General features: G+C 45.0%; 22 protein-coding genes. 17 read left to right on the forward strand and 5 right to left on the reverse strand.

What is annotated here, in order from left to right:
* The first annotated feature begins 59 nt into the window (after nucleotides 1–59).
* Nucleotides 60–569, forward strand: a complete 510-nt coding sequence (locus ACH59B_RS10805; protein ID WP_019687054.1) for a hypothetical protein — start codon at nucleotides 60–62, stop codon at nucleotides 567–569.
* 140 nt (nucleotides 570–709) lie between these two features.
* Here ACH59B_RS10805 and ACH59B_RS10810 read toward each other — a convergent pair whose 3' ends face one another.
* Nucleotides 710–1,336, reverse strand: a complete 627-nt coding sequence (locus ACH59B_RS10810) for an FMN-dependent NADH-azoreductase (RefSeq protein WP_031463358.1) — start codon at nucleotides 1,334–1,336, stop codon at nucleotides 710–712.
* A 239-nt stretch (nucleotides 1,337–1,575) separates the two neighbouring features.
* Here ACH59B_RS10810 and murI point away from each other — a divergent pair, with 239 nt between their 5' ends.
* From murI to ACH59B_RS10840, 6 genes are all read left to right on the forward strand, one after another.
* On the forward strand, nucleotides 1,576–2,430 hold the full coding sequence (gene murI / locus ACH59B_RS10815; RefSeq protein WP_045243833.1) for a glutamate racemase: 855 nt from the start codon (nucleotides 1,576–1,578) through the stop codon (nucleotides 2,428–2,430).
* Between the two features lie 103 nt (nucleotides 2,431–2,533).
* The gene (locus ACH59B_RS10820; RefSeq protein ID WP_222821740.1) at nucleotides 2,534–3,385 is read left to right on the forward strand and encodes an aminoglycoside phosphotransferase family protein; all 852 of its coding nucleotides are present in this window, start codon (nucleotides 2,534–2,536) and stop codon (nucleotides 3,383–3,385) included.
* A gap of 14 nt (nucleotides 3,386–3,399) precedes the next feature.
* Nucleotides 3,400–3,822, forward strand: coding sequence for a metallothiol transferase FosB (gene fosB / locus ACH59B_RS10825; protein WP_017428341.1), 423 nt, complete (start codon nucleotides 3,400–3,402; stop codon nucleotides 3,820–3,822).
* 68 nt (nucleotides 3,823–3,890) lie between these two features.
* Nucleotides 3,891–5,285: an MATE family efflux transporter gene (locus ACH59B_RS10830; protein ID WP_019687056.1), complete on the forward strand. Its 1,395-nt coding sequence runs from the start codon at nucleotides 3,891–3,893 to the stop codon at nucleotides 5,283–5,285.
* Between the two features lie 193 nt (nucleotides 5,286–5,478).
* On the forward strand, nucleotides 5,479–6,459 hold the full coding sequence (locus ACH59B_RS10835) for a S8 family peptidase (protein WP_090887095.1): 981 nt from the start codon (nucleotides 5,479–5,481) through the stop codon (nucleotides 6,457–6,459).
* Between the two features lie 147 nt (nucleotides 6,460–6,606).
* Nucleotides 6,607–7,092, forward strand: coding sequence for a tetratricopeptide repeat protein (locus ACH59B_RS10840; protein WP_174820812.1), 486 nt, complete (start codon nucleotides 6,607–6,609; stop codon nucleotides 7,090–7,092).
* A 155-nt stretch (nucleotides 7,093–7,247) separates the two neighbouring features.
* Here ACH59B_RS10840 and budA read toward each other — a convergent pair whose 3' ends face one another.
* Nucleotides 7,248–7,994, reverse strand: a complete 747-nt coding sequence (gene budA / locus ACH59B_RS10845; protein ID WP_016821069.1) for an acetolactate decarboxylase — start codon at nucleotides 7,992–7,994, stop codon at nucleotides 7,248–7,250.
* A gap of 163 nt (nucleotides 7,995–8,157) precedes the next feature.
* Nucleotides 8,158–9,867 carry an acetolactate synthase AlsS gene (gene alsS, locus ACH59B_RS10850; protein WP_181323677.1) on the reverse strand — a complete coding sequence of 570 codons (1,710 nt, stop codon included), beginning with the start codon at nucleotides 9,865–9,867 and terminating at the stop codon, nucleotides 8,158–8,160.
* A gap of 514 nt (nucleotides 9,868–10,381) precedes the next feature.
* Between alsS and uxaC the strand changes: the two genes are divergently transcribed.
* From uxaC to ACH59B_RS10865, 3 genes are all read left to right on the forward strand, one after another.
* Nucleotides 10,382–11,806, forward strand: a complete 1,425-nt coding sequence (uxaC, locus tag ACH59B_RS10855) for a glucuronate isomerase (RefSeq protein ID WP_404303716.1) — start codon at nucleotides 10,382–10,384, stop codon at nucleotides 11,804–11,806.
* A 151-nt stretch (nucleotides 11,807–11,957) separates the two neighbouring features.
* Entirely contained in the window at nucleotides 11,958–13,358 is a 1,401-nt protein-coding gene (locus ACH59B_RS10860; protein ID WP_016821072.1) for an MFS transporter, read from the forward strand.
* 86 nt (nucleotides 13,359–13,444) lie between these two features.
* Complete coding sequence (locus ACH59B_RS10865; protein ID WP_404303718.1) at nucleotides 13,445–14,449, forward strand: LacI family DNA-binding transcriptional regulator; 1,005 nt, start codon at nucleotides 13,445–13,447, stop codon at nucleotides 14,447–14,449.
* 102 nt (nucleotides 14,450–14,551) lie between these two features.
* On the opposite strand, the gene poxB is transcribed toward ACH59B_RS10865, so the two are convergent.
* The gene (poxB, locus tag ACH59B_RS10870; protein WP_045243828.1) at nucleotides 14,552–16,276 is read right to left on the reverse strand and encodes a ubiquinone-dependent pyruvate dehydrogenase; all 1,725 of its coding nucleotides are present in this window, start codon (nucleotides 16,274–16,276) and stop codon (nucleotides 14,552–14,554) included.
* A gap of 314 nt (nucleotides 16,277–16,590) precedes the next feature.
* On the opposite strand from poxB, the gene ACH59B_RS10875 reads away from it, so the two are divergent.
* The 4 genes from ACH59B_RS10875 to ACH59B_RS10890 all read left to right on the forward strand — a co-directional run bounded on the left by ACH59B_RS10875 (nucleotide 16,591) and on the right by ACH59B_RS10890 (nucleotide 21,206).
* Entirely contained in the window at nucleotides 16,591–18,084 is a 1,494-nt protein-coding gene (locus tag ACH59B_RS10875; RefSeq protein WP_017428346.1) for a tagaturonate reductase, read from the forward strand.
* A gap of 17 nt (nucleotides 18,085–18,101) precedes the next feature.
* Nucleotides 18,102–19,601 carry a UxaA family hydrolase gene (locus tag ACH59B_RS10880; protein ID WP_016821076.1) on the forward strand — a complete coding sequence of 500 codons (1,500 nt, stop codon included), beginning with the start codon at nucleotides 18,102–18,104 and terminating at the stop codon, nucleotides 19,599–19,601.
* 123 nt (nucleotides 19,602–19,724) lie between these two features.
* Nucleotides 19,725–20,171, forward strand: a complete 447-nt coding sequence (locus ACH59B_RS10885; protein ID WP_045243826.1) for an acetyltransferase — start codon at nucleotides 19,725–19,727, stop codon at nucleotides 20,169–20,171.
* Nucleotides 20,172–20,348: 177 nt separating this feature from the next.
* The gene (locus tag ACH59B_RS10890) at nucleotides 20,349–21,206 is read left to right on the forward strand and encodes a DNA-binding protein (RefSeq protein ID WP_016821078.1); all 858 of its coding nucleotides are present in this window, start codon (nucleotides 20,349–20,351) and stop codon (nucleotides 21,204–21,206) included.
* A 168-nt stretch (nucleotides 21,207–21,374) separates the two neighbouring features.
* Here ACH59B_RS10890 and ACH59B_RS10895 read toward each other — a convergent pair whose 3' ends face one another.
* Nucleotides 21,375–22,265: a hypothetical protein gene (locus ACH59B_RS10895; RefSeq protein ID WP_045243825.1), complete on the reverse strand. Its 891-nt coding sequence runs from the start codon at nucleotides 22,263–22,265 to the stop codon at nucleotides 21,375–21,377.
* A 255-nt stretch (nucleotides 22,266–22,520) separates the two neighbouring features.
* Here ACH59B_RS10895 and ACH59B_RS10900 point away from each other — a divergent pair, with 255 nt between their 5' ends.
* Genes ACH59B_RS10900 through ACH59B_RS10910 form a run of 3 tightly spaced genes read left to right on the forward strand, consistent with a single transcriptional unit; the run spans nucleotide 22,521 to nucleotide 26,064 of the window.
* Nucleotides 22,521–23,489, forward strand: a complete 969-nt coding sequence (locus ACH59B_RS10900; RefSeq protein WP_045243824.1) for a sugar ABC transporter permease — start codon at nucleotides 22,521–22,523, stop codon at nucleotides 23,487–23,489.
* A gap of 14 nt (nucleotides 23,490–23,503) precedes the next feature.
* Nucleotides 23,504–24,391 (forward strand): carbohydrate ABC transporter permease, encoded by an 888-nt coding sequence (locus ACH59B_RS10905; RefSeq protein WP_045243823.1) that lies wholly within the window; start codon nucleotides 23,504–23,506, stop codon nucleotides 24,389–24,391.
* Between the two features lie 26 nt (nucleotides 24,392–24,417).
* Nucleotides 24,418–26,064 (forward strand): extracellular solute-binding protein, encoded by a 1,647-nt coding sequence (locus tag ACH59B_RS10910; protein ID WP_045244223.1) that lies wholly within the window; start codon nucleotides 24,418–24,420, stop codon nucleotides 26,062–26,064.
* Nucleotides 26,065–26,077 lie beyond the last annotated feature (13 nt).

The raw sequence follows: 26,077 nt of genomic DNA on the forward strand, positions 1-26,077 counted from the left end.
AAGGGTAATGAAGCTTACAGACACCGTGTACATACCCAAACGGCAAGGAGAGATCAGACATGATGAAATTAGCTTCGAAATGGACCGTATTGACTTTGATGATGATGCTGATTACGACGGCAGGGGCAACAGCGCAAGGCTACACACCTGTAGCAGCTGCTGAAAATCAGGAGACCGTATATATAAACCAAATGGACATTCGCGATGGACAAATTTATTTGTCAGCAGACCCGATTGAATGGTATGAAGGCGCAGCAGCAGACAAAGCATTTGTGGAGCATGAAGGAAATACAGGATTGGATGGAGCGCCGGATGGCTACTACATCGTAAACAATTCCGTACAAAATGACGTGTATCAGGTTGCACCAGATGCTACGGTAGAGGTGCAGATTTATGACCACACAGGGAATATAGAAGACACAGACGTGCAATGGAACGAATCCATTCCTTTGGCACAGTTTGAGAAGGATTTTGCTAAAAAGGATGTTCTGGACCTCAGCCAATTTCCATACCATGTTACGCTTCGTGACGGTAGGGTTGTAAAAATCGTGCAGCAGTTCATTCCTTAAATAGAGGTAAGCTCATACAGACACGTGCTTCTTACTTGATCACAGATCAGGGGAGCACGTGTTTTTGTATTTTGTAGCAAAAAAAAGAGGATTTCCATCCCGTAAAGGGTGCGGACATCCTCTTTTTTTCATATATATAATTAGAACGATTTTGCTGCGTCTACTGCACGTTGTACGGCAGAAGCAACGATCTCTTGTGCTTGGTCAGGAGCTTGGTTATGCCCTTCCAGTACAACCTTCACAATGTCTTTAACACCGAAGAAGGTTAAGATGTTGCTCATGAAGTTCAAAGACATTTCAGCAGCAGCAGCAGGCCCTTCGGAATAAACGCCGCCTCTTGCATTCAACAGGGCTACTTTAGTGTTAGTTACAAGACCTACAGGACCTTCAGCAGTGTATTTGAATGTTTTACCAGCTTGGTTCAGGTAGTCAATGTATGTGTGCAGTACAGCTGGAATCGTCATATTCCAGAGCGGGAAAGCAAATACGACTTTGTCTGCTGCCAAGAATTGATCCAGGTAACCATTAGCGATGTTTGCCAGGCGAGCTTCTTCTGCGTTCAGCTCCATGCCTCTTGCGGATTTGAACGTGCCGTTGATCATGTTAGCGTTCAGATAAGGAAGCTCGACGGAGAACAGGTCCAGCTCAGTGATTTCATCAGATGGGTGGGAAGACTTGTAGCTTTCCACGAATGCGTTATACAATTTAACTGTTGCAGATTCTTCAGCTGTACGATCATTAGCTTTGACAAATAATACTTTAGACATGATTTATTTCCCCCTAAGTAAGTTGAATAAGTAAGTTTAGTTAGTAAGTTACCACGTAATATTACAATATAAAGATAATATCTGTCAACACTTCTATATTAAATTTACTTTGAAAAGCTGCTTTATTTTTTACACTGTGAAATTTACGTGTTTCTTTTGCAAAATATCAGTTTTGCGGTAAAATTTAAATGTAAAGTCTAATGAAGAGTATGCTTGGATAGGCGAGGAAGGAAATGAACATGGTGCCATCAAGATTTAACACCATAGTTGAACGAAAAAAGGTGAGTAGCTTGAAGATAGGTTTTTTTGATTCGGGATTGGGTGGAATTACAGTATTGTCTGAGGCGCTAAGACGTTTGCCAAACGAAAATTTTGTTTACATGGCGGATACGCTTCATGTTCCTTATGGAACGAAAACACCCCAAGAGGTGCTTGGTTATGTCAAGGCTTCGGTGCAAACGATTCTAAAAGAGGATATTAAGGCATTGGTGATTGCCTGCAATACGGCTACAAGTATCGCGGTGGCGGAGCTAAGGAAGGAATATAAATTTCCGATTATCGGAATGGAACCAGCCGTGAAGCCAGCGGTCGAGATGAACCGAGCCAATGGTAAAAGAGTTCTGGTGCTGGCGACACCGTTGACATTAAAACAATCCGGTTATGCGGCACTAGTATCCAGAGTTGACGATCACGGAAGTGTGGACTCATTGCCTTTGCCGGAGCTCGTACAATATTGCGAACAGTTGAATTTTGACCGTACGGAATTGTTCAATTATTTTAACCATAAGCTGTCTTCGTTTAACTTAGACGTCTATGGTACGGTCGTATTGGGATGTACACATTATCCATTTTATAAGGAAATTTTGAGAGAACTGCTGCCTTCTCATATTCAGCTCATTGATGGGAGCCAGGGAACGGTCAAACGCTTGAAACAGGTGCTGTCCGAGCGTAATTTACTGGCAGCTCCGTTGACAACGGGCCAATTGCAGGAGGGACATGTCACTTTTCTATGTACCAGTCAGGATAAGGCCTATGTCCATAAGATGGAGCGGGCGCTTGAAATCTATGCGGAGCATGAAAAAATATATTTGTAAGAAAAGAATGGCTGGCGAACAGGTGGGCTAGATTAGCAATCCGAAGCGCCAGCCGCATTATTTGTCGTATTATTTATGGATCAGATGCATAGGGAGGTTTTACATGGACATTCAATTTATCCTGAATGAGCTGTATGAAGCAGGCGTGCTTGAAAGCCATATGCAAAATCTCAAACCGCTGACTGGCGGAACTTCGAGTGAAGTGGTTGTTGTCATGGACGGTACCAGACCACGATATGTCATTAAGCAAAATGATCCCGCGATTGTAAAAGCCGAGGCAGAATTTTTGCTAACCTATGCACAGATTGAGAAGCTATCTCGAGTGATTTATGTAGATTCGCTGCATCGTTATTTGGTATATGCGTTCAAGCCAGGGTTCACTAGGCAATATAGTGAAAGAAATAAGGGTGATTTGCTGCTCAGTCTGGCGACAGAGGTCATTGCACACTACAAATCCCTTCGAGAGGAACGCAAGTATGGTTATTCGGATCATCCGTTTGTGGAATGGAGAGATTTTTTGCTCCACAGAACGAAAGAATCCGAAAAGATTATACAAGACGTCTTACCCTCAGAAAATCATCGGTTCATCCATACTCTTGTGGCCGGATCACCGCAGCGGAATATTAAATATTTGCTTCATGGCGATTTCGGAGTACATAATTTTGTGTTTGCCGAAAATGGTACATTGACAGGTATTATTGACCCTGATCCAGTGGTGGGAGAACCTCTGTATGATTTGATATATGCCTTTTGTTCTTCACCGGATAGGCTGACCATCGATACCATTTTGCCGGCAGTAGATAAGCTTAGTCCAGAGATGACAGGGGAATATGAGCTGAACAGGGAAGTGCTACAGGGATTATACTTTCGTATAGCTACCTGCATTCGCCATCATCCGGAAGATCTAGACCAATATACAGAAGCATGGAATTACTGGCTGAACAGGGTTCGCTGAAAGGAATAGGAAGCATGAGCATACAAGGATGGAATCACATTTGCTTTTCGGTGTCTAATTTGGAGAAGTCTATACAATTCTATCAAAATGTACTAGATGGAAAACTGCTCGTTAAAGGACGCAAGCTGGCTTATCTGGATTGCCTGGGAATGTGGTTGGCTCTCAATGTGGAAGAGGATATTCCTAGAAATGAAATTCATCATTCCTACACGCATATTGCATTTTCAGTAGCGGAAGCGGATTTTGAAAGTATGCTTAACAAGCTGAAAACTCTTAATGTCCCTATTCTGCCCGGACGGGAGCGAAATGAACAGGATAAAAGATCAGTCTATTTTACAGATCCAGACGGACACAAGTTCGAATTCCACACAGGACAATTGCAGGACCGCTTGGAATATTATAAAAATGATAAAAAACATATGATTTTTTACCAATAAGTAAGCGTTATCAAAAAATGTATGGGTAAATTTGGATTTACATACGGAAGCGGGAGGAATACAGAAGTATGTCATTGTCGCAGGAAAGTGGCTCCAAGCAAGCGCAGGCCGTTAAAACGATGACGGTTTTCGCGATTACTTGGCCGATCTTCATAGAAATGCTATTTCATATTTTGATGGGTAGCGTGGATACGTTCATGCTTAGCCATGTTTCAGATGAGGTTGTATCGGCTGTCGGTGTATCCAGACAGTTAATTGAATTTACGATTATACTCTTCAATCTGCTTGGTCTTGGAGTAGGTGTGATCATTGCTCAGTTATTAGGTGCGCAAAAGCATGTGGACGCAAGCCGTGTTACCGCATCGGCACTAACCTTTAATCTGGTATTTGGCCTGGCGCTGAGTTTGATGTTTATCGTGAGCCGGGATTTTTTACTATCCTTCTATCATATTACTCCGACCATCAAGGAAAATGCAGAAATCTATATGATGCTGGCAGGGGGTTCGCTGTTTCTGGAAGCCCTTATGCTAACCGCAGGGCCGGTCATTCGCTCGCATGGTTTTACCAAAGATACGATGATCGTAGGCATCGGTATGAATATATTGCATGTTGTGGGAAATGCATTGCTCATATACGGCTGGTTTGGTCTGCCGCAAATGGGAGTGGCGGGAGCAGCGATTTCAACGGTTATTAGCCGCGTCGTCGCATGTGTGTGGATTTTTATCCTGCTGTACAAACGTGTAAGTGCGCCGATTCGTATCCAATATTATGTACAGCTTCAATGGAGCAAGCTGGTGGCGATCCTGAAAATTGGTATTCCTGCCGGGCTGGAATGGCTTTCTTATCAGCTTAGTCAAATGATGGTGACCCGATTTGTCAGCTTTATGGGTACAACAGCGATTGCAACTCATTTCTATACGAATACGATTGTGTATTTTTTTATGGTATTTGGGATGGCCGTCGGCGAGGGAACCGAAATTATTGTGGCTCGCCTGATTGGAGCAGGAGACAAGGAAAAAGCATATCATCAACTTTTACGAAGCCTGAAATGGTCACTAGTCATTACGATTGCTGTGATCGTGGCTGTATCCTTTTTCCGATATGAAGTGATGGCAATCTTTACGGACGAGCCAGCGATCATTCAATTAGGGGCAGCGATTTTGTTGTTCTGTATATTGCTGGAGCCGGGCCGTGTGTTCAATCACGTGGTCATTAACTCCCTGCGAGCAGCAGGAGATGTTCAGTTCCCCTTAATGATGGCCATTATTTCAATGTGGGGGATCAAAATCCCGCTAGCATATGTGCTAGGCATTCATATGGGATATGGTGTTCTGGGTGTGTGGATAGCACATGCATGCGATGAATGGGTACGAGGTATTTTTCACTATTTACGCTGGAAAGGCCGGAAATGGCAGCACAAATCGTTGTTATCTAAGGCTGAGCTACAAGCGGAATCAATCTAAGGCTCATAGAGGGACTAGAGCAGACATTTCCCAATTGATTTGGTTGATGTCTGTTTTTTTTGCAAAAATAAGCAAATTGGGATGTTCAAACTTTTCAAAAATTGCTAGAATATAGTAACCTCGAATGCAGTAGAGGTTTTCAAAGTTTCAAAGACGGATGGTTTCCAATTGAATCCATGAAGGAGGGAATAAGATGGAACGTAAAGTGCATATCATTCCTTACCAAGTGATCAAGCAGGAGCAACAAGTGAATGAAATACCGCGAGGGGTGGAGATGATCCAGGCACCTGCGGTATGGAACCAGACTCGAGGCCGAGGAGTAAAGGTGGCGGTACTGGACACGGGCTGTGATGCGGACCATCCGGATCTGAAGGCACGCATTATTGGTGGCCGCAATTTCACGGATGATGATGAAGGTGATCCGGAAATTTTCAAGGATTACAACGGTCACGGTACACATGTGGCAGGAACCATTGCGGCAGCGGAAAATGAGAATGGTGTCGTAGGTGTCGCCCCAGAGGCAGATCTGCTCATCATCAAAGTGCTAAACAAGCAGGGCTCCGGTCAATATGACTGGATCATCCAAGGTATCTATTATGCAATTGAGCAAAAGGTAGACATCATCTCGATGTCGCTTGGCGGTCCTGAGGATGTGCCTGAGCTTCATGAAGCAGTAAAAAAGGCTGTAGCCAGCCAAATCCTGGTCATCTGTGCAGCTGGAAATGAGGGAGACGGTGACGACAGAACGGACGAGCTCGGCTACCCTGGCTGTTATAATGAAGTGATCAGCGTAGGTGCTATCAACTTTGACAGACACGCCTCAGAGTTCAGTAATTCTAATAATGAGGTGGATTTGGTTGCACCAGGAGAAGATATTTTGTCCACAGTTCCGGGCGGGAAATATGCGACCTTTAGCGGAACATCGATGGCTACTCCGCACGTAGCAGGTGCATTGGCGTTGATTAAGCAGCTGGCGAATGCGAGCTTTGAGCGTGATCTCACCGAACCGGAATTATACGCCCAACTCATCAAACGCACAATTCCACTCGGCAATTCTCCTAAGATGGAGGGCAACGGCCTGCTGTACTTGACAGCAGTGGAGGAGCTTTCCCGTATTTTCGACACGCAACGTGTAGCGGAAATATTGAGTACAGCATCGTTGAAGGTTAAATAAGTCGTAACAACGGACTATAACGACTCTCCTAAGCGGAGAGTCTTTTTGTGCTCTTCATTATATTTGAGAATCTCCATTTACATCGTATTCAAATGTCGGGTAACATGTATCTCAAGGAAATAGTCAAGAAAAAAGCGGGGAATTAGCATGGAACAAATGATTGCAAAAGTCAGCGATCTAAGACGTACAGGACAGGCAATGGAAGCACGTGAGCTTTTATTAAAGGCCCTTGAGCAGGAGCCGAAAGAAGCGGAGTTATGGTATCAGACAGCCTGGACGCACGACGTATTGGGCATGGAAAGGGAGGCGGTTCCCTTTTATGAAAAAAGCCTAGGTATGGCATTAGCCGCAGATTCCAGGAGAGGAGCCATCCTAGGATTAAGCAGTACATATCGTGTATTAGGGGATTACGCCAAGGCGAAAGCGTGGTTGGACACAGGAATGAACGAATTTCCGGATTACAGACCGTTTCGGGTATTCAACGCTATGGTGTTATATAATCTGGGGGAACACGGGAAGGCCATGGAGGGGCTGCTCATGGAGTTGGCTGAAACGACCGCAGATATAACATTACAGGAGTACTCCCGTGCCATTCAATATTATGCTGATAAGTTAGACCAGATCGAGGAATAAGTAGGCCGGAGTGAGAGCATAAGCGGCATTGTGTATATATGTTGCCTACATAAAAAGATCACAGTCAGAGAGCAGTAGCCTCATTTTCTGACTGTGATCTTTTGCTTTTTTATTGTCTAGCTAAGGGACCGTACCTTGATGAGCTATATGCGTAATTATTGTGCACCTTCAGTAACAGCGATTTCTTTCTCCAAGTCTACTCTGGACAAATTAGCCTTCAAGTAATCTGGTGTATCGGGCAGCACAAGATGTAGATTGGATTTTTGACAAATACGGATTGTGCACTTGTCGACAACAAAATCAAAAACATGCCCGCCTCCAGTGCGTTCATCATTAATAAAATGGAGATGAAATCCGGCTACTCCAATCCCTTGGGCATAAGCAGGTGTCCAAAAGCCTGTGATCACGCCGGAAGCGTCATTAAAAGTAAAGGTAGGCTGTGACTTGGTTGCTTCGATAAATGGTTTGTAAGGCTTCACTTGATGAGGCACAGTACGTGTCTTTACTTCACGAAAAGTGCCATCCATACGGAAGGCATAGAACAGATTACGGCTTGGAAACAGCTTTAGCAGCAAAGCTTCCAGCTCTTCACGATGCATGGGATGGTCAATAGTATATGTGAAATCTTCGCGGAAAAAGGTGACGGTGGAAAACGGAGTAGTTTCTTCCGGTTTTACGCGATGGGCCGTACCGTCTGGAAGCAAGTGATAAAATTCACCATCGAACGCGATCATCTCGCCATTCAGTTGATCAAAGGTACCAATTCCGAAATCCCCGTGCTTTTGCAGCTCCTCAAAGGCAACAACTCCATCATAAAGACCATCTAATAGAGCAAGCATAGTGGACGTTTGGTAAATATCATGATCAGTTTCTTGCTTGGTTTCCAGTCCTGCAACGGTCATGGTAATACACTTCCTTTTGTAATTGTATGCATTCATTTTCTTTCTTTTTCAATAATAAACGTAATGTTTCAGTAAATAACACAAATAGCTCAAAAAAATTATAAAAAATAACGTGTTGCTCTTTAATTGTCACGAAACCGTCACGAGAGAGTCTCGGTAAAAGTTAGTTTAATTGATTTGGTAGCAGTTTGCGTCCCAACTGGATATTATCTTGATAATCAATCGGAATATCAACGACCACAGGGCCATCCGTATGAAGAGCTTGCTGCAATACGTTTTCCAGTTCTTCAGGAGAGTGGACGCGTAATCCGGTGGCCCCAAAACTTTCCGCATATTTCACAACATCCACATCTCCAAATTTTACACCAGACGTTCTGCCGTATTTAATCTGTTGTTGAAAGGCGACCATGTCATAGGTACCATCTCTCCATACAATATGCACTAGCGGTGAGTTAAGACGTACAGCGGTTTCGAGCTCCATGGATGAAAACAGAAATCCTCCGTCTCCAGAAATAGACACGACTTTTTGACCGGGGTTGACGAGTGTAGCGGCAATCCCCCAAGGCAGTGCTACGCCCAACGTCTGCATTCCGTTGCTGAATAGCAGGCGTCGCGGTTCATACGAACGGAAATACCGTGCCATCCAAATGTAGTGTGAACCGACATCACAGGTGACTGTGACGTTATCATCAATCAGACTGCGAAGTGTGCGAATAAATTGTAATGGATGAATCAGAAAATCATGCTTGTGGGCTGGAACAGCTGCTTGCTCGTTCAGATCATGGCGTAGACGATTCAATTGGTCGCAGGAGGATTTAGGTAGCTTTAAGGTAGGCAACTCTTCTGCGAGGCCACTCACAATCAGACCTATGTTCCCGATTAACTCGTAGTCCGGTTGATAATCATGATCAATATCGGCTTGATGGTCATCCAGATGAATGAGTGTTCGATTTGCCGGGATGTTCCAGTTTTTTGGGTCGTATTCGATAGGATCATAGCCAATCGTCAGTACCAAATCTGCGGCTCCAAGCAGCATATCACCCGGTTGATTTTGGAACAGCCCCACTCTTCCAAAATAGTGGTCTTCCAGTTCACGGGAGATGGCTCCAGCGGCCTGGAAGGTTTCGACAACAGGCAGATCTGTATCTCGAATAAGAGCACGGATAGCAGCGGTGGCTTCAGGCGTGCTGGCTTTCATACCGAGAAGAAGTACGGGCAGTTTGGCTTTTTTGATTTGGTCTGCGACTTGTTTGATGAGCTCGGCGGGTGCAGTCCCAAGCTGGGGAAGGGAAACCTTCTCAATGACTGTTACTTCGGATGACGAAGTCAACACGTCCTGCGGCAGGCTGACGAATGTGGCTCCAGGCTGGGCTGAGGTCGCAATCCGAAATGCATTAGCAATGGCTTCCGGTACATTATCAGGGTGTTCTACTTCTACACTGTATTTAGTGATAGGTTCGAATAGTCCGGCATTATCCATAGATTGATGTGTGCGTTTCAGGCGTTCCGATCTTGGGACTGCACCTGCAATGGCGACGACAGGATCACTTTCTGCATTCGCGGTGACAAGTCCTGTCGCCAAGTTAGACGCGCCTGGACCCGAGGTAACAATGCATACACCCGGCTTACCAGTTAAACGACCGACCGCTGCTGCCATAAAGGCGGCATTTTGTTCATGGCGGCATACGATCAATTCTGGACCCCGATCCTGAAGAACATCAAAAACAGAATCGATTTTGGCACCTGGAATGCCAAAAATATGCGTAACCCCTTGCTTAATCAAACAGTCAACAACAAGGTCGGCTCCTTTTGTATCGGATTTGGTTTTAGTTTTAGTTTGAACAGCTTGCACTTTTGTACTCAATGCTACCACCTCTTCTTCTTCGTGTGTGAAATAAACTAATGAAATACTTTCAATGTAAATCAATGGATGTATATTGCAATTATAATACAATAACTGGTATTTTCAAGAAAGAAATTTTCAGAAAAAAAGAGAAAATCGTATAAAACGTTTTCAAAGTTTGATTTATCGCGGAAATTAAAATTTGTGGAATTTTCTTATGGTCTCGGTCATCGAGAAGGTTTAGAACAGTTCTCCTCAAATGGGGCAGATCATTTTTATCCGCTCACATGATAAAAATCACTTTCCTCCACAAAGGATAGCGGTTACAATGTAATTGTTGTTAACGTAAACATTAAATTTAAGGTGAAGTAATCCAGCGTGATAGGATGTACAGGAATCATATTATAGCTTTTTCATCCTGTATAACCACGTGGATTTCTATGTTATGGAGAATGTAATTGTTAAAAGGTAAGTAGAGATCAAATATTTTTGTTAACGTTAACAATTAATTAAGAAACACGATTATAGAAGGGATGAGAAAGTAATGACCAAAACGTTTTTAGACGAAAACTTTTTGTTGAGCAATCTAACGGCTGAAACCTTGTATCATCAATATGCCAAGGATATGCCGATTATTGACTATCATTGTCATTTAAGTCCACAAGAAATTTATGAAAATAAAAAATTCAAGAATATTACGGAAGCTTGGTTGTACGGTGATCATTACAAGTGGAGACTTATGCGGGCCAATGGGGTCGAGGAGCGATTGATCACGGGTGATGGTGAAGATTATGACAAGTTTCTGGCCTGGGCCAAAACTGTACCTACATTGATCGGCAACCCGTTGTACCATTGGACACATTTGGAGCTTCAACGCTTTTTTGGTGTCTACGAGTTGCTGAATGAACAGAACGCACCTGTGATTTGGGAAAAGGTAAACCAAAAGCTGCAGGGTCCGGGCTATGGGGCACGTGATCTGATTGTGAACTCGAAGGTAACTGTCGTGTGCACCACGGATGATCCGACCGACCATCTCGAATACCACAAACAAATCAGCAAGCTGACCGATTTCCCAGTAGCTGTGTTGCCAAGCTTCCGCCCCGACAAAGCTTTGGAAATTAATCGTGAAACCTTCCAGCCATGGGTGGCTCGATTGGGTGAAGTCAGCGGATTGGACGTTTCCGGGTTTGAAGGATTTTTGAATGCGCTGGCAAGCCGGGTGCGCCATTTTCATGCTGCCGGAGGTCGGGTATCTGATCATGCGCTGGATACTGTAGTTTTTGAAGAAACAACACCGGAGGAAGCAGCAGCCATATTCAGCAAGGGGCTGGAGGAAGGCCGTGTGACTCCTTTGGAAGAGGCGAAATATAAGTCGTACGTGCTGGTCTTCCTTGGCAAACAGTATGCAGAACACGGCTGGGCGATGCAGTACCATATTCACGCGCTGCGTAACAACAACACTGCGATGTTCCGTCGTTTGGGACCGGATACAGGCTACGATGCTGTTAATGATGGTTCCCTCGCCCGTCCACTGGCAGCACTACTGGACGCACAGGAACTGGCAGGAGGATTGCCAAGAACCATTTTGTATTCGCTTAATTCGGTTGACTATCCAGTATTGGCAAGTCTCGCAGGCAGTTTCCAATCCGGTGGTACAGTAGGGAAAATCCAGTTTGGTACCGCTTGGTGGTTTAATGACCATATCGAAGGCATGCAGGAGCAGATGAAGCTGCTGGCTAATTACGGAGTGCTATCCCGCTTTATTGGCATGCTGACGGATTCGCGCAGCTTTCTATCTTACACACGTCATGAATATTTCCGCCGTATCCTTTGCGATTTAATCGGAACGTGGGTTCAGGAGGGCAAGGCCCCTGAGGATCTGGAACTGCTCGGAGCCGTGGTACAAAATATTTGCTACAATAACGCCGAGCAATATTTTAACTTCCCAACGGTTGTTCATAGTAAGTGACGCTACATTCTAAAGTGAGGACTCACTAACTTCAGAGAAAAGGAGCTCTTGCTAGGAGCTTGTACCCAACTCCCGGCAAGAGCAATTAAAAACCAAAATAGATATCAATGAGTATGTGAAAATAATTACAAGTGTAGAGGAGTGTGTAGGTATGGGAGTGCCTATCGTGCAGGAGAGCGTCCAAACTGACAACAAGACAGGTGAGCATATTAGCCTGAAAGAAAAGATTTCGTATGGTATGGGTGACTTTGGAAACGGATTCATGTTTGATTTGGGGCAGTTGTATTTGCTGAAATTTTTTACGGATGTAGCAGGGGTTTCTGCAGGAGCCGCCGCAGGCATTTTCTTGGTCAGCAAGCTGTTTGCCGCCGTCTGTGATCCCATTGTAGGGTCCTTTGTTGATTATCGCAAACATATCGGTACACGCGGAAAATTTAGACCTTTTCTTGTCGTTGGAAGCGTTATCCTAGCAATTCTTACGGTTCTTACCTTTATTTCGCCGAATATTTCACCCACAGGCAAACTCATTTACGCCTACGCGTCCTATATGATCTGGGGGATTGGTTACTCTATTGTAAACATTCCATACGGCTCGTTGGGTGCTGCCATTACGCAGGATACTCAGCAACGTGCTTCGTTGTCATCTTTCCGTCAGGCGGGATCACTAGGTGCATTATTCGTAACCAGTGTCGTGGTCATGCCGCTTATTTTATTGTTTCCTAACCATCATGTTGGCTATCCGGTGGTCATGGGGATCATGTCATTCATTGGTGTGATCGCTTTCATCATATGTTACCGAGGAACGAAAGAACGTATTATTAGCCAGTCCGGGCCAAAAGAGAAGCTATCTTTAGGCGTGATTGTGCACACCTTTACGAATAATAAACCCTTGCTGGTGCTCGTTTTAATGACGATTTTCACCATTTCCGCTTACAATATCAAGTCCGCACTGTTGATCTATTTTGCCGAATATAATTTGGGACATGTAGAATTAATGGCGTATATGAATTTTATTATTATCGGTTCGTCACTGCTGGGTGTATTGTTCCTGCCCAAACTGGTACGGCGTTTTGGTAAACGTAAAACAGCAATCTTAGGGATGCTAGTTAGCGTTATTGCCGATTCGATTAACTTTTTGATGCCTTCCAACGTATATATTTTCACAATTCTGGCGAGTATTTCGTTCATTGGTATTAGTATTCCCAACGGGGTTACCTGGGCATTTGTGTCCGATATCATTGATTACGGCGAATGGTCATCCGGGGAGCGCAAGGAAGGGATTACCTACTCACTATTTAACTTTTCACGTAAATTGGCTCAATCCTTGTCCGGCTTTCTATCGGGTATTGGACTGGCGCTTGTAGGATATGTACCGAATGTGATTCAATCCTCTGGAACGCTGCTTGGAATCAAAGCCTTACTTTGTCTTTATCCGGCTGTTGCCTTGGCATTGGCCATGCTGGTAATCGGTAAAATGTACAAACTGACGGACAGCAGACATGCAGAAATGGTTCAAGAATTACAGCGTCGACATGCGGACAACCGCGTATAATTTGTGAAGGTCTTCTTTTCCGGGCGGCTCCTGTGGTATGGTGAGTATATAATTTTTTAGAGCCTTACTAAGGAAAGGATACGTATATGGCAGCTACTATTAAAGACATTGCCAAACTGGCTAATGTTTCCCATACAACCGTCTCCCGGGCGCTCAATAACAGCCCGCTGATTAAAGAAGATACGAAACGCAAAATTATGGAGTTGGCAGAGCAGCTCAATTACATTCCAAATTACAATGCTAAAAGCCTGGTTCTCCAGCGCTCGCATACGATAGGCCTGTTTTTCACCAGTATTTCAGAAGGCACCAGCTCCAGCTTTTTTGCGGATACCATCCGTGGAGTTAACAACGTCATTGGGGTGGATTACAATCTGTTTGTGCGAGGAATTGACGATTACGCTGATTTTTCTGCTATTCATCGCAAGCGTTTTGATGGCATCATTCTGATGAGCCAAAGCGAAGCGGACAACTCTTTTATTTATCATGTGCTAGGTCAAGGCATTCCGCTAGTTGTACTGAACCGGCAGGTGTCTGGGGCTGGGATTGTAAATGTGATTTCTAATGATAAGGAAGGCTCCTATGAAGCTGTTTCCTTTCTCATTGAAAGTGGGCATGAACGCATTGCGATTATCGAGGGGGTAGAAGGCTTCAAGTCGACCCAGCAACGCCGCGAGGGTTTCATGAATGCATTAATTGATCGTGGTAAGCCGATCCGACACGAATATATTGTGCAGGGTCACTATGATACGGAAAGCGGAAGTCTGGCAATGAAGCAACTGCTTGCCTTGGAAGAACCACCGACAGCAGTGTTTTGCTCTAACGATGATATGGCTATTGGTGCGATGAATGCGGTATTTGAAAATGGCTTGAAAGTACCGGAGGATATCTCTATCATTGGGTTTGACGATATCGGCTTCTCAATGTATACGACTCCACCGTTAACGACGGTCAAAAGACCGATTGAGCAGATTAGCGAGCGCGGAGCCGCTTGCATTCTGGAACGAATTCAGTCACCGTCCAATGAGGGCGAGCTTATATTTATGGAAACCGCGCTCATGAAGCGGAAATCGACGGCAGACAGACTACGCTGAGTTTTGTTATGTAAAAGAGGCAAGCCCCAAAGGGGCAGGAACAATGTTCAAGCACTGTTCCTGCCCCTTTTTTGTTGAAATGAGCACTGCTTCGTCATGTATTTAACGAAAGAGATTGGTTTTTGCCAGTTCAACAATCTCGTCCCCGCGTCCGTTCAGCACGGCTTTCATCATCCACAGTGTAAAGCCCTCTGCTTGCTTAAGATTAATTTTAGGTGGCATGGATAGTTCCTGACGGTTCACCACCACATCTACCACAACAGGGCCGTCATGAGTCAATGCTTGCTGAATGGCATCCTCCAGCATGGTCGGATCTTCAACCCGAATGCCCTTAAGTCCCATGGCTTGTGCTACAGCACCAAAATCAGGGTTAACCAGTTCAGTCCCGTTTTCCAAGAATCCGGCTGCTTTCATTTCCAACTCGACAAAGCCGAGAGCGCCATTGTTGAAAACAATAACTTTTACAGGCAGTTGATGCTGTTTTAGGGTGAGCAGGTCGCCCATCAGCATCGTGAGTCCACCATCGCCTGAGAGGGCAATCACCTGTCGGTCAGGCTCAGTGGCTTGCGCACCGATCGCCTGCGGCAGTGCATTTGCCATCGTACCATGATTGAAGGAACCGAGAAGTCGGCGCTGACCGTTCATTTGCAAATAACGTGCTGCCCATACTGTGGGAGTACCGACATCACAAGTGAAAATAGCATTTTCCTGGGCGGCATCACTGATAACCTTGGCGAGATATTGCGGATGGATCGGCATATGACCTGGCTTACCAACCGCCAGATCGTCCAGCTCCTGGCGTACCTTGGCATAATGGGAGACGGTTTTTTCCAGATGCTTGGTATCATGCTTCGACGTTAAATGAGGAAGCAGCATTTCCAACGTTGCCCTTACATCCCCGCATAAACCATACGTCAACGGAGTTCGTCTGCCGAGATGGGAAGGATCTATATCTACCTGTAGGACAATCGCATCTTCAGGATAAAATTGTCTGTAAGGAAAGTCTGTTCCGAGCATGAGCAGGACGTCACAATCCATCAAGGCATGGTACCCGGAAGAATACCCGATCAGCCCCGTCAATCCAGCATAATAAGGGTTGTTATATTCCAGATATTCCTTGCCTCGCAGAGCGGATACCATGGGAGACTTTAGCTTGTCGCACAGCTGCATAAGCAAGTCGTGAGAGTGAGCACAACCAGCGCCACAAAGCAGCGTAATTCGTTTACCGTTATTTAAATATTCGGCCAGCCGGGAAATTTCAGAAGCGGACGGATGGACGACAGGTGCTGTGGGGTGATAGACATGTTCAGGAGTGGGCACCTTTTCCGCTTCCAAAGCTGCTACGTCACCGGGAAGAACAATGACGGAAACACCTGAACGTGAAACTGCCTCCTGAATAGCCATGGTCACTGTTCTTGGAATTTGACGCGGTGTCGTAATTACCTCACAAAAGTGACTGCATTCTCCAAAAAGATGCTCAGGGTGTGTAGCCTGAAAATATTCACTTCCGATTTCATCACTTGGAATATGAGCCGCAATAGCAAGTACAGGCACTCGATTGCGGTGGCAATCATATAAACCGTTAATCAGATGCAGATTCCCGGGGCCGCTACTACCGGCACATACGGCAATGCTGCCACTAAGATCAGCATCTGCTCCAGCTGCAAAGGCAGCCACTTCTTCGTGCCTTACATGAATCCATTCAATTTGACCATTGCTGCGAATGGAATCCACTATATTATTTAATGAATCTCCAACGATGCCATAGATCCGCTTGACCCCTGCATTAACTAAAACTTGTACAATAGTATCTGCGATTGTCTTCATAGATGCTCCTCCTGCCTAGTAAGTAGTGTTATCCTGCCCGTGCTTTCTTGCGTCTATTCTGCTGAAATGTATATATGAACAAGGTCTCGGGATAGGGTAATAGTTAGCCTTAACCGTCTTGGAACAGGTGCGAAACAACGCAAGAAGGACAATATACTTGCATATTTTTATATAAACGTATATGTTAACGTGTTCATATTATTGTCATTATTATTTTTTTAAACTAAAAATGTTGATAAAACTATTTTGTTAACGTGTGCATTGTGATAAAATAACGGTGAAATCATTATGGTACTAGTGGGAGGCTACTCCAGATGAAACATGTAGATGAATTAGACCAATTAAACAGAAAAAGCTTTATCATTACAGAACCACATCCCGAGAGGGTACTGCAATTCGGGGAAGGGAACTTCCTGCGTGCTTTTGTAGACTGGCAAATTGACAAAATGAATAAGCTGGCAGAATGGAATACAGGGGTTGTGATTGTACAACCGCAGCCAGGAGGCCTTGTGGAGAAGCTTAACGTACAGGATGGTCTCTATACGGTTATCCTTGAAGGAATTAAGGACGGGAAAGCCATGAAAGAGCATACCGTTGTGGAGTGCGTCACTCGTGGTATTAATCCATACGGCCCGGAATTCATGGAGTATGAAGCATTATCCCAAAAGCCAGAGCTGCGCTTTATTGTTTCAAACACAACGGAGGCAGGGATCGCTTATACACCTGAGGATCAATTGGAAGATCGCCCGCAAAAAAGCTTTCCAGGCAAGCTGACCGCCTTTCTGTACAAGCGCTTTCAATTTTTCAAGGGCGATCAAAGCAAGGGACTGGTCATTATTCCGTGCGAACTCATCGACCGTAATGGAGACGCTCTCAAGGAAATCGTGCTAAAATATGCGAACCAATGGGAGCTTGGGGCCGAATTTATTGCATGGCTAGAGAAAGCGAATACGTTCTGCAACAGTTTGGTGGATCGGATTGTACCTGGTTATCCCAAAGACCGGATTCATGAAATCCAAGCGGAATTGGGTTACAAGGACGATTTGGTTGTTGTGGGCGAGCAGTATCATTTATGGGTTATTGAAGGGCCACAGTGGCTTAAAGAAGAATTACCTGCTCATTTGGCTGGATTGAATGTACTGATTGTCGACGATATGGCGCCATATCGTACACGGAAGGTGCGCATTTTGAATGGAGCACATACGGCGCTTACCCCAGTAGCCTATCTATATGGCCTGGATACAGTGGGGCAAGCGGTCGAGCATAAGGTTATGGGCGAATATATCCAGTCGTTGATTCGAGAAGAAATTATTCCGACACTGGACTCGCCAGCAGCGGAATTGAATGTATATGCCGACGATGTGATTGAACGGTTCCGTAATCCCTATGTAAGTCATTATGTCATGAGCATCGCATTGAATTCGGTATCCAAGTTCAAGACACGGAACTTGCCATCCTTGCTACAGTATGTGGCACAGCGTAAGGCGTTGCCTGCCAAAATCGTATTTTCGCTAGCATCCTTACTCGTATTTTACCGGGGAGACAGAAATGGTGAGTCGATTGCATTGGCCGACGAAGCGGAAGTATTGAGCACGTTTGGCGAATTGTGGAGTACGTATGACGGATCTCTCGCTGGAGCGAAGCAATTGACCGAGCAGGTACTCAGCAAACAGACATGGTGGGGTCAAGATCTGAATCAGATCGAAGGGCTGGCTGAACAAACGGCGCAGCACGTGTATGAAATTACAAGCAGAGGAATGAAGGAGACGCTCGATTCTCTAACCGGGAACAGCGTACCTGGAGCATAAGCAAGGAGGAGACTGGAATGCTGGAATTCATTCAAATTCATGATCAAGATAACGTGGCTGTCGCTTTGCGTGATTACAAACAGGGAGAGACGCTGGCATGGGGAGCACAACAAGAACAATGCGTGGAGCTGGCGGAGGATGTAGCGCGTGGGCACAAAATTGCGTTGCAGGACATCCCTGAAGGTGCGCATGTCCTGAAATACGGATATCCCATCGGTCATGCCATTCAGCCCATTCAGGCAGGTCAACATGTGCATACGCATAATACGAAAACGAATCTGACAGGTGTGGAGGAATATACTTACAAGCCTAAGCCAGCTCCTCATATTTATGAACAGGAGAGTCGGACGTTTCAAGGATTTCGGCGCAAGGATGGTCGTGTAGGGATTCGCAATGAGTTGTGGATTGTGCCGACGGTAGGCTGTGTGAACGGAATTGCCGAACTCATTTTAAACCGCTTCAAGCAGGAAGTGGGAGATATCTCACCTTTTGAAAATGCACTTGTGCTCAAGCATAACTATGGATGTTCTCAGTTGGGCGACGACCATGCACATACGCGCACGATTTTGATTGATGCAGTGAAACACGCGAATGCAGGTGGCGTACTAGTACTTGGTTTGGGCTGTGAGAACAATGAAATGAAAGAATTTAAAGAAGCCATCGGGGAATATGACGCGGAGCGGGTGAAGTTTTTACTTTCCCAGGAGGTGTCGGATGAAGTGGAGGAAGGGGTAAAGCTGCTCCATGAAATTTTTGCAGCTGTGCAAGAAGATCGAAGGGAGCCTGTACCTTTGTCTGAGCTGAACATCGGCTTGAAATGCGGTGGATCTGACGGTCTGTCGGGTATTACTGCCAATCCACTGCTTGGACGATTGTCGGATTATATGGCAGCACAGGGTGGAACGACCGTACTGACGGAGGTACCCGAAATGTTCGGCGCGGAGACGATTTTAATGGAGCGCGCTGCCGATGAGCAAGTATTCGATAAGATCGTACATTTGATTAACGATTTTAAACAATATTTTCTGGATTATAAGCAGCCAGTATACGAAAATCCGTCACCAGGCAATAAAGCAGGCGGCATCACGACACTGGAGGATAAATCACTGGGCTGTACGCAAAAATCCGGGTCCTCCACGGTCACCGATGTTATTCAGTACGGGGAGCGTCTCAAGACCAAGGGACTTAATCTGCTCAGCGCGCCGGGGAACGATCTGGTTGCTTCTTCGGCGCTTGCTGCAGCGGGCTGTCAGCTCGTCATATTCACAACCGGGCGAGGCACGCCTTTTGGCTCGTTCGTTCCGACGATGAAGGTGTCGACCAACTCGCCGCTATATAAGGCTAAACCTCACTGGATCGACTATAACGCTGGTTCACTGGTGGAGGATGTCAGTATGGAAGATGCGCTACGCAACTTTGTAGATTACATTATTGACGTAGCCAGTGGAACCTGGGTGAATAATGAGAAAAACAATTTCAGGGAGCTTGCTATCTTCAAAAATGGTGTTACATTGTAAAGGGTTGTAACCTAAAGGAGGCGGAAGAATCCGCCTCCTTTTTGTGTTTGAATGCTGCTAAATACACATGTTAGACTTACTGCAAACCATACTATACGGATATTCGCATAAGGGGGAAATACAGTGCCACATGACATTATTGCTTATCGAGAAGAAAATCATGATCAACTCGTAGATATTTGGCTTCGGGCAGTACGCCAAACGCACACATTTTTGTCTGAAGAGGACATTCAATTTTACCATCACATCGTAAGTAACGGCGCTTTTAGAGAACTTGAGGTTTGGGTAGAATGTACTGAACTTCAGGAGCCCACGGGTTTTATCGGGCTGGACGGGCGGAAAATAGAGATGCTGTTTGTCGACCCAGAACGGCATGGACAGGGCACAGGCAGCCGACTTATCAAGCATGCTGAAAAAATAAAAGGGACGCACCTCAAAGTAGATGTGAATGAGCAAAACGAGAAGGCGCATGCTTTCTATAGACATTATGGCTTTAAACAAACAGGACGATCTGCGCTGGATGGATCAGGCCGGGCATTTCCGTTGCTTCATATGGAACTGAACAAATGAATGCTCTATAGGATCTACATTTTGAAAACTGGAATATTTTATAATTTTCCTTGTCATATGTTTGATTTCATGATATAACTTAATTACGTTATAAATACGTAATTAAGTTATTTTTGATTGGGATATAGATCATGGTTTGTTTGATGAGTACAAAAGTCGGACAAGGAGGTGGGGAGGGTGGATGATCTTGTTCACTCCGACATCACAGATCTAGACACACTTGTTAACATGATTAAGCTGTCCTTTTCGTTTATGGATGGTACCCATATGATCGCTTTATGCGATCAGCTGTATTACCACGTCAACCAGAAGTATCAAGAGTGGCAGCTCTACAAAGCATTCAAGAAACCTATACAACCGATACATACCAAACGGCCGTTAGTCTACTATTACGGCTACAGTCATCTTATGAAAGGCATGGCCTTCCAAAAACAGGGCAAGTATGAGGCCGCCCGAGACTGCATTGAAAAATATGCAGAGTTAGGCTGGTTTAATGGTCTCGATCCATATGGAGAAGCAGAAGTGGATTATTATCGCCATGCTGCGAGAGCTAATTTATATGCTCTTGATATTTTGTCAGGTCGTTCCGAAATGTTGCAGGAATACGTTCAATTTCTTCGTGACAATCCGGAAGAGCTGTTACCAGGACTTCTTTCCATTGTTGAGGGAGCGACCAGACACGACTATCCTTTGGAGCGCGTGCTTGAATCATTTGCCGAACAAATTGAGGATTTTAAATATTTTGAAGAGCCTGTGAATGTTTCATATTATTTTCGCTTCTGCTATCAGTTGGCTCTTTATTATATAAAACTGCGGCAGTTTAGGGTTGCGTTGGGCTATATCCTGCAATCTCTCAAGCTGTCCGATACTCTGGGTATGGAACATGAGCATGAGTTTAGGAAATGTACTGCTATATTTGAGATTTTCAGATCCCAAGCTACGGCAACACAGCAAGACCAATATATAACTATTCTAAAAGGAGTGTTAAAGGATGAAAAAATTGATTTCACGCCCGTTGTCGCTCAGTCTGTTTAGTTTGCTGGTGTTTGTTACTAGTCATGATCTCATCACCGTGTTTTATCATGGAGCCAATCATTAATAAGTGAGAATGGTAAAAAGTAGGATGTTTTGATTAACCAAATAGCAAGTAAGCTCATGAAGATCAGAGCTTACTTGCTATTTAGCTTTTTTTATGAGGAATATTTAAGCGGTTGTAGGCTTGTGCAACAAACCTTGTTCTAATGGATGCAATGAAATCCTTGTCTGTTGGTAAGCGGGGAATGTTTCTTCTGTACTGTATGATCCAATTTTTAATGCTGCGTCCAGTGCTCGTAGCAAGCAGCCCACGAATTGCTCTGGCGAAAAGTAAATGTTTTTCCCGACCATATGAATGTGAAGCTCGTTATGGTCACGGTTGCTTACAGACAGTAATAAACCTTGACCCTGAAAACCCGTACCGATGGCGCGTACTTTGTTTATACCTGAAAGTAGTATTTCTGTTTTCAACGCACGTCCTTGTTCCTCTACAAACACAGATATCAGCCGTTTGTCAGTAACGATAACAATTTGGTTACCCTGAAACGTATGGCTAAGGTGTAGGAAATCTTTATACACTCCAATAGTTTGCTCATGCGGAGAGACAATCCCCATCCGTACAAACTCATCCAACTCTGTGACGTCGGGCTCCTGATGATTTTTAATTCGTTTTTTGATACTGAATTGAATGGTCAAGATCCCCAAGATAGCTATAAGAAAAGCACTAAGGCGGACGTGGTATATAAAGAACATCAAAACGATAAAGCCGCCGAGTAACCACTGTCCCCAAGTCAAATAACGCAGCTTTTGTTGTGCCGTACGGCGATAATAACCATAGCCCTTTCCTGGCTGATACTCTTTACTTAACTTTGTCATACCGCGTAGCATGGTCAATCCATAAATCGATAGGACTGTCATCCCGAGCCCCAGGAGGGTCATAAACCATTCCTGAGCTGCCACGCCGACTAAAGTACACAGGCCAAACATGAAGAACCCTGCCCAGCAGGCAAACCTTTTAATCCGAACCTGTTTCTGAATCGAACGAACTAATTCTTCCATTCTTAATCCTCCTGATCTAGGTACATAGGTAATGATTGGAATTCTATATAGTCTTATCGTACCATCTGATAGTCTTTTTCGTAAATTAATAGAAATAGAAAATCCAAGGGCTGGGATAATTTTTTTGCGTATTATCCTATCTTCACCTGAACTTTAGACACCAAAATCAAAAAATCCAGTACTACTCATTAAAAGCAGAAGCCCCTAAAATAATTAATGTAAGTGCTTACATTATGGAGAAGGGAGGTCTTCTGTATGAGTACAGGATGGAAGAGTCCACAGCCACAGCCGCAGCCGCCGATCCGATCGGGGAGATGGACGTCACTAGCCCGCAGATGGAGGGGGCAAAAACATTTGCAGACCATGGCACTGCTTGGAGTGGTATGGATGATTATTTTCCATTACATTCCGATGTACGGCATTTTGATTGCTTTCAAACATTTTGACATTATTGGTACTATATCAAGCGCACCATGGGCGGGGTTAGAACATTTTCATGCCTTCTTAGAGGATGATAACTTCTGGTATATTGTCAAAAATACACTGGGCATTAGCCTGCTCAAGCTGGCAATCGGGTTCCCGTTACCTATTGTATTTGCTCTGTTTCTAAATGAAATCCGGTCTACGCGGTTTAAAAAATCCATTCAGACCATTTCGTACCTTCCTCACTTTCTATCATGGGTCATTCTTGGCGGAATTTTAACCACATGGCTGGCAGATACCGGGATGATCAATCAACTGTTGCTGGCTTGGGGCTGGATCGACCAGCCAATTAGTTATTTAGCGGAGCCAGGCTATTTTTGGACTATCGTCGTCAGCTCGGATATTTGGAAGGAGCTTGGATGGTCAGCTATTATTTATTTGGCAGCCATGGCGGGCGTATCTACAGACATGTACGAAGCAGCCACCATTGACGGAGCGGGACGGTTTCAGAAAATGTGGTACGTCACACTTCCCGCCATCAAGGGCACAATATCCATTTTGTTTATTTTAGCGGTCAGCGGCATATTGAACTCCAACTTTGATCAAATTCTTGTCCTGCGTAACTCGCTAAATGAAAGTGCAAGTAATGTAGTTGATATTTATGTATATCAGGTGGGCATTCAGCAGGGACGCTTCTCGTATTCTACTGCGGTGGGATTGCTAAAATCAGTTCTTGCTCTCATTTTGCTGCTGATAGCCAATTCGGTGACCAAACGGATGAATAATACCTCTCTATTTTGAAGGAGGACGGATGTATGCAGTTATTGCGACGCAGAACAGCAGGCGAAGCGATATTCGATTTCTTCAACAACATCTTCATGCTGGTTATTTGTTTTGTGACCTTATATCCCGTGTGGTATGTGCTGGTGAACTCCTTTAACGAAGGAGCTGACGCAATGCGAGGCGGCATTTACTGGTGGCCGAGAATCTTTAGTCTGGATAGCTATCAGGCTGTTTTTGCCAACAGCGGCATCATGACTGCGATGGGGGTAACGGTTGCCAAGACGCTAATTGGTACGATTGTACATGTGTTTTTTACCGCAATGATTGCATATGCATATTCCCGTAGAGAGCTGATCGGGCGTAAGCTGTATATGCTGATCGGCACCATTACCCTATTTTTCGGTGGAGGTTTGATTCCTACGTATTTGCTGATCCGTGATCTTGGGCTGCTGGACAGCTTTTGGGTGTACATCATTCCTGCAATGTTCAGCTTTTTTGACCTTATTATTTTTATGGCTTTTTTCCGGGAGCTGCCGGATGCGTTGGAGGAGGCGGCGAAAATAGACGGTGCTAACGACTTCAGCATCTTCTGCCGGATCGTATTTCCTGTATCGATGCCTGTAGTAGCGACCATTTCGTTGTTTCATGGGGTGTACCAGTGGAACGATTATTTTACAGGAATGATCTATATCAATAATACGGATCTTCAGCCGATTCAGACGTATTTGTACCGGGTTGTTGCCCAATCCAGCTCTAATCAAATGATGTCTGCCGCACCCGGGATTGTCGCCCAGTCCGTTACTTCGCAGTCCATCAAGCTGGCGACGATGGTCATAACAACGTTGCCGATTGTACTTGTATATCCATTTCTGCAAAAATATTTTGTCAAAGGGCTAATGATCGGCTCGGTTAAGGGCTAGCATATCATCCAAGGGGGAGATTTATGATGAACATTCGCAAATGGCAGAAGGGGCTGTTGGCTGTTGTTCTACTGGTAGGAACGCTCGTGGGATGTACATCCGGTGGAAGTGGCGCTGTCACGGAATTGAAGGACGAGAAGACTAAGGCTTCGGCAGATGCGCCAGGATGGAAGGCCGATACAGAGCCGATTACGTTTGACTGGTATTTAAATTTTTCCTGGTTCCCGAACAAGTGGGGGACGGATATGACTTCGAAATATGTGACGCAAAAGACTGGAGTCAGTGTCAATTTTATCGTACCTGCTGGGAATGAAAATGAAAAGCTGAATACCATGCTCGCCTCCGGTAAGCTGCCTGATTTTGTCACGCTTGGTTGGGGGGAAGATGCGGTCAAAAAAATGATCGAGGGCAAGATGGTTCTCCCACTTAACAAGCTGGCCGAGAAATACGATCCGTATCTGATTAAAATGGCTGACCCGGCCAAAATGTCCTGGTATCGTCAAACAGACGGGAATGTATATGGGTATCCCAACGCGTCCTCTTCACCGCAGGACTACCAAAAATACGGCCAAAATTTTGTCTCCAATCAGACGTTTATGGTTCGGAAGGATATGTATGAGGCGATTGGCAAGCCGGATATGAGAACACCGGAAGGATTTTTGAAAGCGCTTCAAAAAGCGAAAGAGAAATTTCCAGAGGTGAACGGTCAGCCGTTGATCCCGATAGGGTTCCACGAATTTACGGATAACGGGAATTATTCTTTTGAAGACTATTTACTCAATTTTCTAGCCATTCCGCATGAAAAGGATGGAAAGCTGTACGACCGTCGTTCAGACGAAGAATACATTCGCTGGCTCAAAACATTCCGTCAAGCAAATGAGCAGGGTCTGATCGCCAAGGACGTATTTATCGACAAACGTCCGCAAATGGAGGAAAAGGTGGCACAAGGCCGATATTTTGCCATGCTATATCAGCGTTCCGACTTTGCTACACAACAGGTGATGTTACATGCGAAGGACCCGAACTCCGTCTACATTGCGGTGGATGGACCCTCCAACAGTAAGCTGGACCCGCCGACGCTGGCCGGTCCGGGCATTTCCGGTTGGACGGTGACGCTCATTTCGAAGGATGTCAAAGACAAGGAGCGGGCTATTGAATTTCTGACTTATCTGATTAGCGAGGAAGGGAACCGTGATCTATATCTAGGGGAGCAAGGAAAGCTGTGGGACACGGTTAACGGTAAGCCAGCCTTCAAGCCGGAGGTACTGGAACTGCTGAACAAGGATCGCTCTGCTTTTGACAAAAAGTATGGCGCCTCCTTCACTTTCTGGATGCTGATGGATACGAATATGAATTTGCAGTGGGCGCCGCCCAGCGTCGAGCCGTATAAGCAGCCGGAAGATTGGACGAAAGGCAAGACCCACAGCTTCTCCCAATATGAAAATATCAAACCGACCGGAACCTCGGCAGAAGGCATTGCTTCAGGCCAGATAGACAAAATTTGGGGCAAGGCATTACCGAAGCTGCTGCTAGCTTCCTCGGATGAGGAGTTCGATCAGCTGTTTGCCCGCTTTTTGGAAGACCGCAGAAAAGCAGGCTATGACAAAGTAATGGCTTATCAACAAAAAGCCTATGAGGAAAACCTCAAAAAAATGAAACAGTTCACAAAATGATCTCGCTCAATCA

This window comes from Paenibacillus sp. DP01, from assembly GCF_044784315.1.
GTDB lineage: Bacteria > Bacillota > Bacilli > Paenibacillales > Paenibacillaceae > Paenibacillus > Paenibacillus polymyxa.